The following is a 12,345-nucleotide window of genomic DNA, read 5'->3' as shown; positions in this document are numbered from 1 at the left end:
ACGGATAAGTTCTAAGAATTCCGCTTTGTACGGAACAAGTTGGATCGCTCGACCAGATGGACCATTTGCGCTGCAGCATGAATCGTCAGATGGTGAGGAGTGGAGCCCGGCCGCGGAGAAATATAGGCTGCCATCGCGCGCGCCAGGTCGGGCGTCTGATCGGCTGCGCCGGCGAGAAGCGCGATGACCAAGTTTTCGAGCGCGATCACGCGAACCTGCAACTGCACCAGTTCAGCATTCGTCAGATCAACCTCTGTTTGCACCTCTCCGGACTTCGCACTCTTCGAGGCATGATCGCCATCGGCGCCCCCCTCATTCTCCCAGCGGGAAATCGCCTTTTGAAGCTGTTTCGAACGGTCTAACTTGTCGCGCTCTGGGCTGGCATCAGAAGCGCCGCACGCATTCAAGGTCCCGTCTGCGCCCGGCGTGTCGCCCGCGAGCCATGGCATCGTGTCGACGGCGGCGCCTGGGTCCTCTTCGCCCAGTACCGACTGATTGGCAGAGTCGTCTGATCCAGGCTGGTGCGGCGTTGACTTGTTTTGGATGCCCATCGAGTTTTCTGTCGGTAGATCGTCGCTTGCAAGACCGGGCTGAAGAATCAACTCGACTCCGCTATTTGGGAGAAATGGGGCGATGCATTTCGAGTCCGCCGCCCTTCACTGGAATCTTTGCCATCTTCAGCCTGATCTCCTCGATGGCGTGAGAGGGCTCAAGGCCTTTGGGACATACCTCGGAGCAGTTCATGATAGTGCGACAGCGGAACAGGCGGTAGGCATCGTTCAGATTGTCCAGGCGTTGCTGGGTCGCGCGGTCGCGGCTGTCGAAGATGAACCGGTAGGCCTGTATCAACCCCGCCGGCCCGACGAACTTGTCCGGGTTCCACCAGAACGAGGGGCACTGGCTGCTGCAGCAGCCGCACATGATGCACTCATAGGCGCCGTTCAGCTTGTCGCGCTCGGCCGGCGACTGGAGGCGTTCCTTCTCTGGCGGCGGCTCTGGATTGATGAGGTACGGCGAGATCGAGTGGTACTGCTTGAAGAAGTTGGTCATGTCGACCACGAGATCCCGAATTATCGGAAAACTCGGCAAAGGGCGCAGGACCACCGGCTCCTTCAGACTGCGCACAGGCGTGACGCAGGCCAGCCCGTTGCGACCGTTGATGTTCATGGCGTCGGAGCCGCAGACACCTTCCCGGCACGACTTCCTGAACGTCAGCGTGTTGTCCTGGCGTTTAAGCCGCAGGATCACGTCCAGAAGCATGCGATCTCCTTCGACCAGCTCTATCTCGTAGTCCTGCATGTACGGTCTGTCGTCGTGCTCGGGGTTGTAACGGAAGATCGAAAGTTTCATGTGCAACTCCAGTGGGCATTCATATGAGAGCGAGAGAGCATCAGCGCTGCGTTCGCAGAAGAATCCAGAAAACCCAGGCTGCCATGCCCAGGAGAGCAACGCCCACGACCCACAGCATGAATAGGCGCAGGCTTGCCGGCCGGGCGTAGTCGATAAGTACATCGCGCAAGCCGACCCACATGTGCGACAGCAACGCTGCGAAGAAGGAAAATATGGCGATGGTCATGCCGGGGTGGTCGACCCAGCCTCGCCACTCGGCATAAGAGTCGCGTGGATGAAGCAGCAAGGAGGCAAGCAGAAAAAGGATGAAAAGCAGCATGTATGGCGCGCTCACCCGTTGCACCCACCATGCCGCCAACCCTGTGGCCCGTAACTTCACAGCAGGACTCCTGCCGCGAGCAATGCGACCGCAACGCCGCCCAAATTCACAAACCATGCACTGCGTCGTGCTGCGCGCAGCGGCGAGCCCAGGTTGAAATCGGACAACAGATGCCGGACGCCTGCAAGCAGATGGTGCGACAGCGCCCACAGCAGGATCACGGCGACGCCCTTGACCGGCATGAGCTCGAACATGGCGCTCACGTCGGCGAAGGCTTGTTCGCTTCGCAGCGAACGATCCAGCAGGTAGACGCTAACCGGAACGCCTACGGCCAGGAGAATTCCGGTCACGCGATGGCCGATTGAGGTCCAAGCGCCGACGGGCATCTGAATCTGCATCGGGTTGAGGAATACTGGGCGTGAAGATCGGGGTATCTTCATCGGTATCCGATCCCCATCACGTAGTCGCGCAGAAGGGACTCTTCGTATTCCTCTTCCGCAAACAGTGCCCTGAGTGCGTCTCGCGCATTCACGACACCCAGCGGCTTGGAATGGTCGTCAACGACTGGTATGTGTACGAATCCGCGCTTCGCCATCATCGACAAGACATCAGGTAAGCGGTCGCTCGGACGGCAGTAGGTGACATCCCGAACCATCAGTTCAGCCGCCGCTCGCGTACAGCCGGTGCCGCGGCAATGCCCGATCTGCTGGACAATGTTTGTTTTCGTGATGATGCCAACCATAGCCCCATTGGGATCGCAGACGACGACAAGACTTATCTGCGTGTCCGAGAGAAGCTTGGCCACCTCCACGAGCAAGGTGTCGACCCCAACAGTCACCAGTCGCGAACGTGTTGTTGCATCTATGCCACTGACAAGCTTTGTATTCATTCTCTGATCACGTCCCTATCGATCCAAGTCACGTTCGAAGCGGCAGTCGCTTGCAGCGTTGCCAGTGCCCTCCAGCGATTCAGGCATCTTCAATCGTCAAATTGGATTGATGCGTCAGTGACCGCAACGTCTCAAGCGCAAACCGATGAAGATGACGGTCACCTAACTCGGCTCATGGTCAGCGCCGCGATCACTCTTCGCTCATTATCTTGGCTGGGTCAGCGCACGTATGTTCGCTAACGAACATGGTTGACCTTCTGGCCTGCATGCGCGGCGTTCACGTGCACCAAGTGCCAATGCGCTCCGTCACATCGCGCCATTGAGAGGAAGATGGTGTTTGGCACCACGGGGTTTCGAAATTTCCAGGAAGGGAAAGACATGGACACACAAGCAAAACACGACCATGCCGGCCACCCCAACGGCGCGTCAAAACCACTTCATCCTGCGACCGGGCTGAAAGATCCCGTGTGCGGGATGGCGGTCACCGAGCAGTCGCCACACCACCTGGAGCACGCGGGGCAGCCCTACTATTTCTGCAGCGCGAAGTGCCAAGCCCGGTTTGCGGCCGAACCGGCCCGGTTTGTTCACGCCGAGGTGGGGCGTCACGCAGCCCCAACGCCCGCGCCGCAGGGCAAGCCCGGCACGCTCTACACCTGTCCCATGCACCCGGAGATCCGGCAGGACCACCCGGGCAACTGTCCCAAATGCGGCATGTCGCTGGAGCCGGTCATGCCCGAACTGGACGCCGATGAGAACCCCGAGCTGGTGGACTTCCAGCGGCGGTTCTGGTGGACCTTGCCACTCACGGTGGTGGTCGCCGTGCTGGCGATGTTCGGCCACAACCTCGGCTGGTTCGACATGGCCACACAGAGCTGGATCGAGCTGGTGCTGACCGTGCCGATCGTGCTGTGGGCCGGCTGGCCATTCTTTGTGCGCGGCGCGCAGTCGATCGTGAACCGCAGCCCCAACATGTGGACGCTGATCAGCCTGGGCACCGGTTCGGCGTTTGTGTACAGCGTGGTGGCCACGGTGGCGCCGCAGGTGTTCCCGGATTCCTTCGTGTCGATGGGGCGGGTGTCGGTGTACTTCGAAGCGGCGGCGGTGATCATCTCGCTGACCCTGCTGGGTCAACTGCTGGAGCTCAAGGCGCGATCACAAACCTCGGCCGCCATCCGCTCGCTGCTGGGTCTGGCGCCCAAGACCGCGCGGCGCATCGCGGCCGACGGCCAGGAAGAAGACGTGCCGCTGGCCCATGTGCATGTGGGCGACCTGCTGCGTGTGCGCCCCGGCGAAAAGGTGCCGACCGACGGCACCGTGGTCGAGGGCAGCAGCGCACTCGACGAATCGATGCTCACGGGCGAGCCGCTGCCGGTGACCAAGCGGGTCGGTGACAAGCTGATCGGCGCCACGCTCAACACCAGCGGAGCATTGGTGATGCGCTCCGAACACGTGGGCTCGGACACCGTGCTCTCGCAGATCGTGCAGATGGTCGCCATGGCCCAGCGTTCGCGCGCGCCCATGCAGCGCATGGCCGACCAGGTGGCGGGCTACTTTGTCGTGGGTGTCGTGGTCGCGGCGCTGCTCACCTTCTTCGGTTGGGGTCTGTTCGGACCCGAGCCGAGCTGGGTCTATGCCCTCATCAACGCGGTGGCCGTGTTGATCATCGCGTGCCCCTGCGCGCTGGGCCTGGCGACGCCCATGTCCATCATGGTGGCGACCGGGCGCGGCGCCACCAACGGTGTCTTGTTTCGCGACGCCGCCGCCATCGAAAACCTGCGCAAGGTCGACACACTGATCGTCGACAAGACGGGCACGCTGACCGAAGGCCGCCCCACCTTCGAACGCGCCATCGGACACGGGAGCGTCCCCGAAGACGAGGTCTTGCGCCTCGCCGCCAGCCTGGACCAGGGCAGCGAACACCCGCTGGCCGCCGCCATCGTGGCCGCAGCAAAGCAACAGGGGCTCACACTCGACAAGCCCGAACAGTTCGACTCCGCGTCCGGCATCGGGGTCAAGGGTGTCGTGAGCGGCAAGCCGCTGGCCCTGGGCAACACAGCACTCATGCAACAACTGGGTGTGGACGTGGCGCCTCTGGCCGCCCAGGCCGAAGCGCTGCGCGCACAGGGCGCCAGCGTCATGTTTCTCGCAGTGGACAAGGCATTGGCCGGTCTGCTCGCCGTGTCCGACCCGGTCAAAGCCACCACGGCCGCTGCGCTCGCGTCGCTGCGCCAGGCCAACATCCGCGTGATCATGGCCACCGGCGATGGCCTGACCACCGCGCGCTCCGTGGGCCAACGCCTGGGCATTGACGAGGTTCACGGTGAAGTGAAGCCCGCCGACAAACTCAAACTCGTGGAGAAACTCCAGGCGGAGGGCCGCGTGGTCGCGATGGCCGGCGACGGCATCAACGACGCGCCGGCACTGGCCCGCGCCGATGTGGGCATTGCCATGGGCACGGGCACCGATGTGGCGATGAACAGCGCGCAACTCACGCTGGTCAAGGGCGATCTGCGTGGCATTGCAACGGCCCGCGGGCTCTCGGTGGCGACGGTGGCGAACATGAAGCAGAACCTGGCTTTCGCCTTCGTCTACAACGCCCTGGGCATTCCGCTGGCCGCGGGCTTGCTGTACCCGTTCACCGGCTGGCTGTTGTCGCCCATGATCGCTGCGTTGGCCATGAGTCTCAGCTCGGCCTCGGTGATCGGCAACGCGCTGCGGCTGCGGGGCGCAGTCATCCGGGAAGAGTGATTAGGACGCAGAAGTCCAAATGAAAAGACCTTCTCGTCAGAACTGACGAGAAGGTCTTGAAGGTCTGGCTCGCATGCAGCGAAGCCTTGACCGCAGGAGCGCAGGTGGCCAGCCTCAGTTGTGATGGCCTTTGTTCAGCAAGACATACAGACGCGCGACTTCGTTGCCCATCGTCGCGATGCTCTTCCCGTCGGCCGTCTGCATGACGGCACCCTTGCCGAGATGAATAGCACGTCCAAACTTGCTTTCCTTCGCCATCAGGCCGTCCTTGAAGACGTAGAGCTTTTGCCGCCCTGCAGCGAAATGACCTGCTTGGCCTCGGACTGCGCTGCGTCCATGGCGAATGCATGGGCCAGTCCGCCAGAGGAAATCATTCGATCTGAAAACCCATTTCTGATGCCTATGCCAGCAGACTAGAAGCGGGGTTTTTGGAAAGCCCACCTCGGCGCTGGTACCCGAGCACAACGGCAACGGACTGGTGACCCGTCATGGCCATCGTGTCCGCGATCGAGACGTTTTGGGCGGCGGCTTCGGTGACGAAGCCGGACCGCAAAGAATGCGCAGAAAACTCCCCCTCCACCCCCGCCAACAAACACCGCGCCCGAACGATGTCGCGCACGGCCGCGGCCGATAGCGGACCGCCCAGGTGGCCGCCTTTGAGCACGCGACGGAAGAGGGCGCCTTCGCGGATCCCGCTGATCAGCAACCAATCCTCCAGGGCGGCACCCGCGGCACCGAGCACGGGCTTGTGGTTCTCCGGCCGATCAACGCCGCTCTGGTTCGTTTTCGAGAACGCGAGCTCGTAAGAAAACTCCCCAGGCCCGCTCTTCTTCAAAAACTTCATGTCGGCCGCAGCCACCTCGGAGCGCCGGCGTCCACCGCTGGCCCAGGCGAAGAGGAGGAGGGCGCGATCGCGTTTGCCTCTCAGTGAGTCGTCGCAGGTGGCCAGTACCAGTTGAAGTGGGTCCTTGGTCAGCGCGTCTTTCTTCTTGGGCAGCTCGCCGCGTTTGGCGTAAGCCTTGCGCGTGCGCGAAAGTAGCTCGCGCACCTTGGGGTCCTGACACGGGTTTTTCACGTCACGCATCTGGTGCGCTTTGGAGAGCACCGCCAGTCGGTGCACCAGCGTGTTGTGCGCCATGGGTCCCGGCTTTCCCTTGTAGCCTGCCTCAACCAGCGCGGCGTCGATTTCGACAGGGAGTTCGTGCAGCAAGCCCTTGGGGGTGGTGCGCTGCGCGTGGTCGACGACGAACTGCAGCACACAGGCTGCGGGCAACGGCAGGCTGATCTGCGCGCCGTAACGGATCCCGTACCAGGCGGCCCAATATCGCAGTGCGCTGCGGTAGCTCAGCTGCGTGTTCAGCGACTCACCCTCGCGCAGCAGGTCGGCCACGGCCTGCGCGGTTACATCGCTCAGCTCGTGCGGCTGCAGCGCGGGGGTTTTCTGGAGGATGGGCAGGCGCATGTTCAGGGCAGGGTGACGAATGGAGATTTATCACACATACTATGTATGTTTTGATACGAAATAGATCAATGAGTCACGATAAGTATCCCTTATCGTGGGTAATTTACAGCACGGAGCAGGGCGATGCAAATGAAAAGTTCGAGAGTCACCCGCGGCGTCCAGCCTGACGAGGTTTGGGTCGCGGCCGACGCCGTGCTCGCTCAGGGCGAGCGGCCCACGATCGAGCGTGTGCGCGCGTATCTCGGCCGAGGTTCCCCGAACACCGTGGCGCCCATGCTCGATGCTTGGTACGGCTCGTTGGCCAGGCGACTGGACGGCGGCGACGATGGCGTCGGGGAGCAGGGCACCCTCCCAGCACCTGTGCTGCGGGCAGCCAAGGCGCTATGGGGCCGCGCCCAGCAGCATGCCCAGGAGCAGGCGGCGCAATCGTTACAGGTCGATCGACACGCGCTGGAAGGGCTGGTGGAGCGGCTCGCTGCCGAGCGAACGGCCCTGGATGAAGGACAGCAACGGTTGAACGAGCGCTCGGAGGCGCTGGGCGCAGCGCTTCAGGCCAAGGACCACCAGATCGCTGATCTGGTGCGTCAGGTTACCGACTTGCATACAGGGCTGACAGGCCGGGAACGTGAGCTCGAATCCTTGCGCATCCTACATGCCGAGGCAACGCAAGCGCTGCACGCGGAACGTGATCGTCTCAATGGGTTGACCGAGGACCACCGGCAGGAGCGAGGACGCCTGGAACAACGAGCTTCCGCACAAGAACGACGGCTGCTCGAGGACGTTGATCGTGCGCGACAAGAGGTCAAGCGCCTGACCCTCTTGCTCGCAGATAACAACAAGAAGGCGGCCAAGACGCAGGCTGACTCGCAGGAGCGAGTTCAATCTCTTCGTGTGCAGGTCAGCGTCTTGAGTGCTGAGAACGCCGGCCTGGCTCGCGATATTCTTTCTGCACGCGAGGACCTGCAAACAGCCCAGTCGCAACAGGAGCAGTTCCGAAAAAACACGACGGAGCTGTTGGTCGATCTCAAGACACGTCTTCCCAAGGAGGACGCCAACGCTGGGACACCCGGGAAGCGGTCCAAAACGAAGACCGTGCTCAAACGCTAGTAGCGCAACAGCACGATGCTTTCGCTCCAAGCTCCAAGCTCCAGGCCTTGGCTGCGCACCAACCATACGCTGTACAGCGTATTGAGTGCTTTGAGCACATGGTCGAAGACGCGTTGGAGGGGTGGATCGTTCACACAGTCGGTAAAATATCTTAGTTAAATCAAATACTTAGCTGCTTTTCTGCGGATTCTGCAGGAATCACGGCCGAGCCTCAACTACGTGAAATAGCCACAGGGCAGTGGCGAAACACCTGCGCGCAAGGAAACGGCAGAACACTCATTGGCTTTCAGCGCCGCGTGGCACCAACGGGCCGGTCGGGTCGACGGGCGATCCACCCTTCAGGGATGTCCTCGTCGCTGACCAGCTTGTTGAATTCACTGGCGGCCCTTTCACGGTCGGAAAAGCAAAACCGCCGCTCCCACCCCCAGTACGTGCAGCCCAAGAAAAGGGCACGGGTGAAGAGCAGATCCTGGAGCGCTGCGATGCTGCCATCTGGCAACCGGCGCACCTGCAGGTAGTTTCCAAGCTGCTGGATGGTTTCGCACTCGGGGTCCGGCGCTACCGCGGCGAATTGACTAGGTACCATAGTTTCTGGCTTTCAGCAAAAAGCACAACTTTGGGGAGCGCGCTGGATCATGTTCGGGGTGTCCGTGTGCAGGTGGCCTGCTGTGGCGTCTACGAGAGGTCTTTTTTCTTTCGCCCGAAGGCTGATCAGCATGCCTGCATGCTCACAGGTGGCTTTGCCGATCACCAGCGTGGTCAGACGTCGGCCGCGCGATAGGCAGCCTGGACAGCCGGGACCAGGGACGGATGCAGTGTGCCAAGCTTGGGTGTTTGACCATGGGGCGCGGCCGGCGGCACGGAGAACCATTCGGTGGTGTAGGACAGGTCGATGGCCTGCTTCAGATCGAACTTGGTGTCGTAGCTCAGGCCGGCCGCCTGATAGGCGGCTGGATTGCGCGCCTGCAGAATCGAAAATTCCCCACTGTGCAGCGTCGTTGTGCGTTGGCTGGTGCCATAGGCGACTTTGACGTGGAACTGCGGCGCGTCATCGTCAAAAACCTGCAGGATCAGGGCGGGCCTAGGCTTTGGGCGTGGATGAATGTCGTCAGGGAAGTGGCACCAGACGATCTCGCCGGCCGTGGGCTCTGCCCACCAGACCGGCGTCATGCGGTCGCGGTGTCGAACAGGCTTGAACGAACCGAGCGCTTGCCGTCCTGCGGTGCGCGCTTCTTGATCTGGCGCACCTGGGTGACAGTCAGCGGGCCGTCGTCGGCTTCGTACTGGGGCAGCATCTTGACGGCGAGTTCATGCAGTGCGCGATGGATCGCCTGGGTTTCGTCCACACCCAGTTGTTCGGCCAAGCGCTTGGCGGTATCGCGCGTAATGCCGGTGGCGCTATCGACGGCCCGGTAGCGAAAGGCGATCTGGTTGGCGGTGGGGCGTGCAGGCATGAGGACCTCCGTTAAATGGATATCTTCAAGATATCCATTATTCGCCTAAAAGTCAAGTTCGACGACCAGGATCATGCGATGGTCGGCGCTTGGCAGGTAGTTGAGACGTTGCGATCGATTGCGGTAGGCGTCTCCAGGCCATGCGGGGGCCGCGCTGGGCGACTCGGAACGCCTTATTTCAATTTTGTGAAAATCTGCGCCCGACTTAGATGCAAATCGCTTAAGTATCATTTTTGACCGTATCTCGGCAGGACCCCCAACCCGTCCATCGATGCGGTGCGCGAAGAGCTGGGCACCGGCTCCAAGAGCACCATCCATCGCTACCTGAAAGAGATCGAGGAAGAGGAAGGGCCTGCCACCGGCAGCCGGGTGGCCGTCAGCGAGGCGATCCAGGATCTAGTGGGGCGCTTGGCCGCCCGCGTCAACGAAGAAGCGGAAGAACGGGTCACCACGGCGCAGGCCAGGCACGCCGAGCAACTCAGCCAGCACCAGCAAGCCGCCGCGTCCCTGAAAGCCGAGGCCCAGTCCACCCGCCAGCAGTTGGAGCAAACCCAGCGGGCGCTGGCAGATGAAAAAACCGCTCACGGCAAAACCAGTGAAACGCTGCGCAGCAAGACTCTGGAATGCACGCAGCTCGCCCAGCAGGTGGTTGACCTGCAGGAGCGTGTCGCGGCCGAAGAACGCCATCGCCAATCCCTGGAAGAAAAGCACCAGCATGCGCGCCAGGCGCTGGAGCATTTCCGGCAATCCACCAAGGAGCAGCGCGACCAGGACCAGCGCAAGCAGGAGCAGCAGGTGCAGTTCCTGCAGGCTGAGTTGCGCAGCGTGAACGAGACCTTGGCAACCAAACAGCAAGAAGCCGTGCACGCCCTGCAGGAAAACGCACGCCTGCTGGGCGATTTGTCGCGCGCCCAGGGCGATCTGCACCAGGCCCAGGAAGAGTTGCGGGGCCTGCGGCCGCTCAAGGACGAACTGGGGTTTGCGCAGCGGCGCACCGAGGAGTTGGGCCGGCGCCTGGTGGAACAAGATGCTGCTGTCCTGCAGCTCAGCACCACGAACGAGAAATCGCAAGCCAAGCTCGATGAACTGCTCGCGGCGAATCAGCAGCTGGAACTGACGGTGGCGGCGGCCAGGTCATCCGTCACGGCGCAAGAGCACGTCGTCGCCAGCATGTTGGAGCGATTCAGTGCTACGGCTCCTGGTCCTGATTCGGCCGTGAAAAACCCGGACGAAGGGGCCAGTCGCTCAGCCAAGAGGGAATCAAAAAAACCAACCGGGACGGGGACTTAAGTCTGTTTCTGCGGGTTTATACATGAGTCCCTGTCGCCCTCCAACGCATCCCCGATGCCTTGGCGCGGTTGCCCAAAATGCATTGACGTTGCGGGCAGTCCTCAGGCTACGGTCGTTTCTGGATTTTCTCAAAAAGCGGCGGAAAGTCGACCAAGAATCAATGACTTAGCTTGCGCCTGTAGCTGCTGCATTTCTTTTTTTCTCAAAAAGCGGCGGAAATGCCCTGAGATCAGCCGCGAATTCAATTCGATATGGTCCTTACTGGATCCACTGCGGCCAGTGCTAGTTAGACTGACTCCGTTGCCGTGGACCAGCTACTCGATCGATCGACGGCAACTACCATCCTGGAGCCAAACGGAAGAACCACACGATGCCGAAGGTCAAGCCCGTCACCGCCATGAAGCAGCGCCTCCAGGAATCGCTCAGTGATCTTGCTGAGCAGGAAGAGGTGATCGAACTGGTTCGGCAGGCGATCGAAATGTACGACTTGAAGCCAATGGATGTGTTCTCAGAGGATGAACTCGGGGCGGCACTTGCGCCGGACCCGGTGGACGAGTCAATACCGTACTGCGACCGAGCCGGCAACACCTGGGCCGGCAAGGGGAGGCGGCCGACTTGGCTCGTCGAGGCGATCGAGGCCGGCGCCGCACTCGAAGACTTTAGGAATCCCGCGTACGGCGGCTGAGCCTGACGTCAGGCCCGGTCGAGGGAATTCTGTCGACGATTCCCTAAAAACCGAGATGACCCCATCTCTAGCGCGCAGCTCTACGGACCGCAAGACTACGTGCTGGTTAAACCCTGGAACCGGCTTTTCCTTTGGGCTACAGACGTGCGCAAGGCGGTAGCAGACCTCAACCTGGAGCCCGCTGGGTCAATCTCCGGGGCTTGAATCGCTGAGGGTCTGTTTGGTTGCACTGCCGGCCGCTTGGCTGGGAGCAGCCCGTAGAGCCAAAGCCGGGCAGCGACCGCATTCGCCAGAATGCGAACGTTGTCCAAGCATCGGCCGGCCGGCAAAGCATGTCCCTCAAGGGCTAGTCGCCGTACTCCTCTAAACCCCAAGGACCATCACGTTCGAGTTCGTACCCCACCTTTTCGATGAGGTCCTGAGGTACCTTGCCAGCGAACTCCTCGCCAAGTTCGGTGACCATATCGACATCGGGCCAGCTGAAGCCGGTCTCGGACTCGCTGTCGTAGAAGGCGAACTCGATCAGGGGCGTGTACTTGGCGCGTGCCCACTGCTTCATGCGCGTGGTCGTTTCATCCTCGTCGATGGTACGGTACGCGTGCGTGTCGATGAAGTCGCCCAAGCCTGGCTTTTTTATAGCCAGCATCAGCAGTTTGTGTGTTTCGTTCCAGAGCGCGGCTGACAGGTGCTTGTGAAGCATCGACCAGTTGTTGAAACCAAGGCTAGTTGCCACCTGATCCTGGTGGAACGAGAGCGATTTGCAGGCGGAATCGTCTTTTTTGGCCGCCCTGGCGTATCGCCGCAGAAGGTTGAGCAGGTCCTCCGACGACATCGCGTCGAAATACGAGAAAGTGATGGAAGGCATCATGTACTCCAGAAGGAGCGCTTGGAAGAGCACGGCCCGCAGTTCTCACGCGCTCGGTGGAGACACGTAGGGAGAGGAAAACCGAGATGCAGAAGCTTCGCCAGTGCGGGCCGGCTGGCTCTCTCATGGGAGCACCATCGAATTTTAACGCACGCGGCAAATCGCGGATCACCTGC

The 12,345-nt window shown here is 61.4% G+C and carries 14 protein-coding genes; 4 read left to right on the top strand and 10 right to left on the bottom strand.

From position 1 onward, the window contains the following. Positions 1–11 precede the first annotated feature (11 nt). The 5 genes from CAP37_RS08705 to CAP37_RS08685 all read right to left on the bottom strand — a co-directional run bounded on the left by CAP37_RS08705 (position 12) and on the right by CAP37_RS08685 (position 2,558). Positions 12–551 carry a hypothetical protein gene (locus CAP37_RS08705; RefSeq protein WP_218776838.1) on the bottom strand — a complete coding sequence of 180 codons (540 nt, stop codon included), beginning with the start codon at positions 549–551 and terminating at the stop codon, positions 12–14. A 61-nt stretch (positions 552–612) separates the two neighbouring features. Next, positions 613–1,350, bottom strand: coding sequence for a succinate dehydrogenase iron-sulfur subunit (locus CAP37_RS08700; RefSeq protein ID WP_086123809.1), 738 nt, complete (start codon positions 1,348–1,350; stop codon positions 613–615). A gap of 40 nt (positions 1,351–1,390) precedes the next feature. Beyond that, complete coding sequence (gene sdhD / locus CAP37_RS08695) at positions 1,391–1,786, bottom strand: succinate dehydrogenase, hydrophobic membrane anchor protein (RefSeq protein ID WP_143435912.1); 396 nt, start codon at positions 1,784–1,786, stop codon at positions 1,391–1,393. After that, on the bottom strand, positions 1,726–2,109 hold the full coding sequence (gene sdhC / locus CAP37_RS08690; protein ID WP_086123807.1) for a succinate dehydrogenase, cytochrome b556 subunit: 384 nt from the start codon (positions 2,107–2,109) through the stop codon (positions 1,726–1,728). Before sdhC ends, sdhD begins: the two co-directional genes overlap by 61 nt. Next, positions 2,106–2,558, bottom strand: a complete 453-nt coding sequence (locus CAP37_RS08685; protein WP_086123806.1) for a CBS domain-containing protein — start codon at positions 2,556–2,558, stop codon at positions 2,106–2,108. The genes sdhC and CAP37_RS08685 overlap by 4 nt, the downstream gene beginning before the upstream one ends. 378 nt (positions 2,559–2,936) lie before the next feature. Between CAP37_RS08685 and CAP37_RS08680 the strand changes: the two genes are divergently transcribed. After that, entirely contained in the window at positions 2,937–5,306 is a 2,370-nt protein-coding gene (locus CAP37_RS08680; protein WP_086124893.1) for a heavy metal translocating P-type ATPase, read from the top strand. Positions 5,307–5,420: 114 nt separating this feature from the next. Here the strand turns inward: CAP37_RS08680 and CAP37_RS21960 are convergent, their stop codons facing one another. Both CAP37_RS21960 and CAP37_RS08670 read right to left on the bottom strand, forming a co-directional pair. Next, on the bottom strand, positions 5,421–5,564 hold the full coding sequence (locus CAP37_RS21960) for a CopK family periplasmic copper-binding protein (protein ID WP_256926916.1): 144 nt from the start codon (positions 5,562–5,564) through the stop codon (positions 5,421–5,423). Positions 5,565–5,706: 142 nt separating this feature from the next. After that, entirely contained in the window at positions 5,707–6,768 is a 1,062-nt protein-coding gene (locus CAP37_RS08670) for a tyrosine-type recombinase/integrase (RefSeq protein WP_086123805.1), read from the bottom strand. A 123-nt stretch (positions 6,769–6,891) separates the two neighbouring features. Here CAP37_RS08670 and CAP37_RS08665 point away from each other — a divergent pair, with 123 nt between their 5' ends. Beyond that, a complete protein-coding gene (locus CAP37_RS08665) occupies positions 6,892–7,875 on the top strand; it encodes a DNA-binding protein (RefSeq protein ID WP_086123804.1) in 984 nt (327 codons plus the stop codon). A 759-nt stretch (positions 7,876–8,634) separates the two neighbouring features. Here CAP37_RS08665 and CAP37_RS08655 read toward each other — a convergent pair. Together CAP37_RS08655 and CAP37_RS08650 are read right to left on the bottom strand one after the other, a co-directional pair. Continuing rightward, a complete protein-coding gene (locus CAP37_RS08655) occupies positions 8,635–9,045 on the bottom strand; it encodes a hypothetical protein (RefSeq protein WP_086123802.1) in 411 nt (136 codons plus the stop codon). Continuing rightward, on the bottom strand, positions 9,042–9,329 hold the full coding sequence (locus CAP37_RS08650; RefSeq protein ID WP_086123801.1) for a hypothetical protein: 288 nt from the start codon (positions 9,327–9,329) through the stop codon (positions 9,042–9,044). The genes CAP37_RS08655 and CAP37_RS08650 overlap by 4 nt, the downstream gene beginning before the upstream one ends. Before the next feature lie 276 nt (positions 9,330–9,605). Between CAP37_RS08650 and CAP37_RS08645 the strand changes: the two genes are divergently transcribed. Then, positions 9,606–10,619: a DNA-binding protein gene (locus CAP37_RS08645; RefSeq protein WP_373271065.1), complete on the top strand. Its 1,014-nt coding sequence runs from the start codon at positions 9,606–9,608 to the stop codon at positions 10,617–10,619. A 370-nt stretch (positions 10,620–10,989) separates the two neighbouring features. Further along, positions 10,990–11,304 carry an H-NS family nucleoid-associated regulatory protein gene (locus CAP37_RS08640; protein ID WP_086123799.1) on the top strand — a complete coding sequence of 105 codons (315 nt, stop codon included), beginning with the start codon at positions 10,990–10,992 and terminating at the stop codon, positions 11,302–11,304. Positions 11,305–11,650: 346 nt separating this feature from the next. Here the strand turns inward: CAP37_RS08640 and CAP37_RS08635 are convergent, their stop codons facing one another. Beyond that, on the bottom strand, positions 11,651–12,169 hold the full coding sequence (locus CAP37_RS08635; protein WP_086123798.1) for a hypothetical protein: 519 nt from the start codon (positions 12,167–12,169) through the stop codon (positions 11,651–11,653). Between the last annotated feature and the right edge of the window lie 176 nt (positions 12,170–12,345).

Origin of the sequence: Hydrogenophaga sp. IBVHS1 (assembly GCF_002127265.1) — a bacterium.
Lineage (GTDB): Bacteria > Pseudomonadota > Gammaproteobacteria > Burkholderiales > Burkholderiaceae_C > Hydrogenophaga.
Note: the sequence above shows the minus strand (reverse complement) of the source record. Positions and strands in the feature narration are given on the sequence as shown.

Bases quoted from the DNA above. Each gene is read 5' to 3' on its own strand.
- CAP37_RS08665 (WP_086123804.1), top strand. From the start codon at position 6,892: ATGCAAATGAAAAGTTCGAGAGTCACCCGCGGCGTCCAGCCTGACGAG.
- CAP37_RS08705 (WP_218776838.1), bottom strand. From the start codon at position 551: ATGGGCATCCAAAACAAGTCAACGCCGCACCAGCCTGGATCAGACGAC.
- sdhC (WP_086123807.1), bottom strand. From the start codon at position 2,109: ATGAAGATACCCCGATCTTCACGCCCAGTATTCCTCAACCCGATGCAG.
- CAP37_RS08635 (WP_086123798.1), bottom strand. From the start codon at position 12,169: ATGCCTTCCATCACTTTCTCGTATTTCGACGCGATGTCGTCGGAGGAC.
- CAP37_RS08640 (WP_086123799.1), top strand. From the start codon at position 10,990: ATGCCGAAGGTCAAGCCCGTCACCGCCATGAAGCAGCGCCTCCAGGAA.
- sdhD (WP_143435912.1), bottom strand. From the start codon at position 1,786: ATGGTTTGTGAATTTGGGCGGCGTTGCGGTCGCATTGCTCGCGGCAGG.
- CAP37_RS21960 (WP_256926916.1), bottom strand. From the start codon at position 5,564: ATGGCGAAGGAAAGCAAGTTTGGACGTGCTATTCATCTCGGCAAGGGT.
- CAP37_RS08670 (WP_086123805.1), bottom strand. From the start codon at position 6,768: ATGCGCCTGCCCATCCTCCAGAAAACCCCCGCGCTGCAGCCGCACGAG.
- CAP37_RS08700 (WP_086123809.1), bottom strand. From the start codon at position 1,350: ATGAAACTTTCGATCTTCCGTTACAACCCCGAGCACGACGACAGACCG.
- CAP37_RS08685 (WP_086123806.1), bottom strand. From the start codon at position 2,558: ATGAATACAAAGCTTGTCAGTGGCATAGATGCAACAACACGTTCGCGA.
- CAP37_RS08655 (WP_086123802.1), bottom strand. From the start codon at position 9,045: ATGACGCCGGTCTGGTGGGCAGAGCCCACGGCCGGCGAGATCGTCTGG.
- CAP37_RS08680 (WP_086124893.1), top strand. From the start codon at position 2,937: ATGGACACACAAGCAAAACACGACCATGCCGGCCACCCCAACGGCGCG.
- CAP37_RS08650 (WP_086123801.1), bottom strand. From the start codon at position 9,329: ATGCCTGCACGCCCCACCGCCAACCAGATCGCCTTTCGCTACCGGGCC.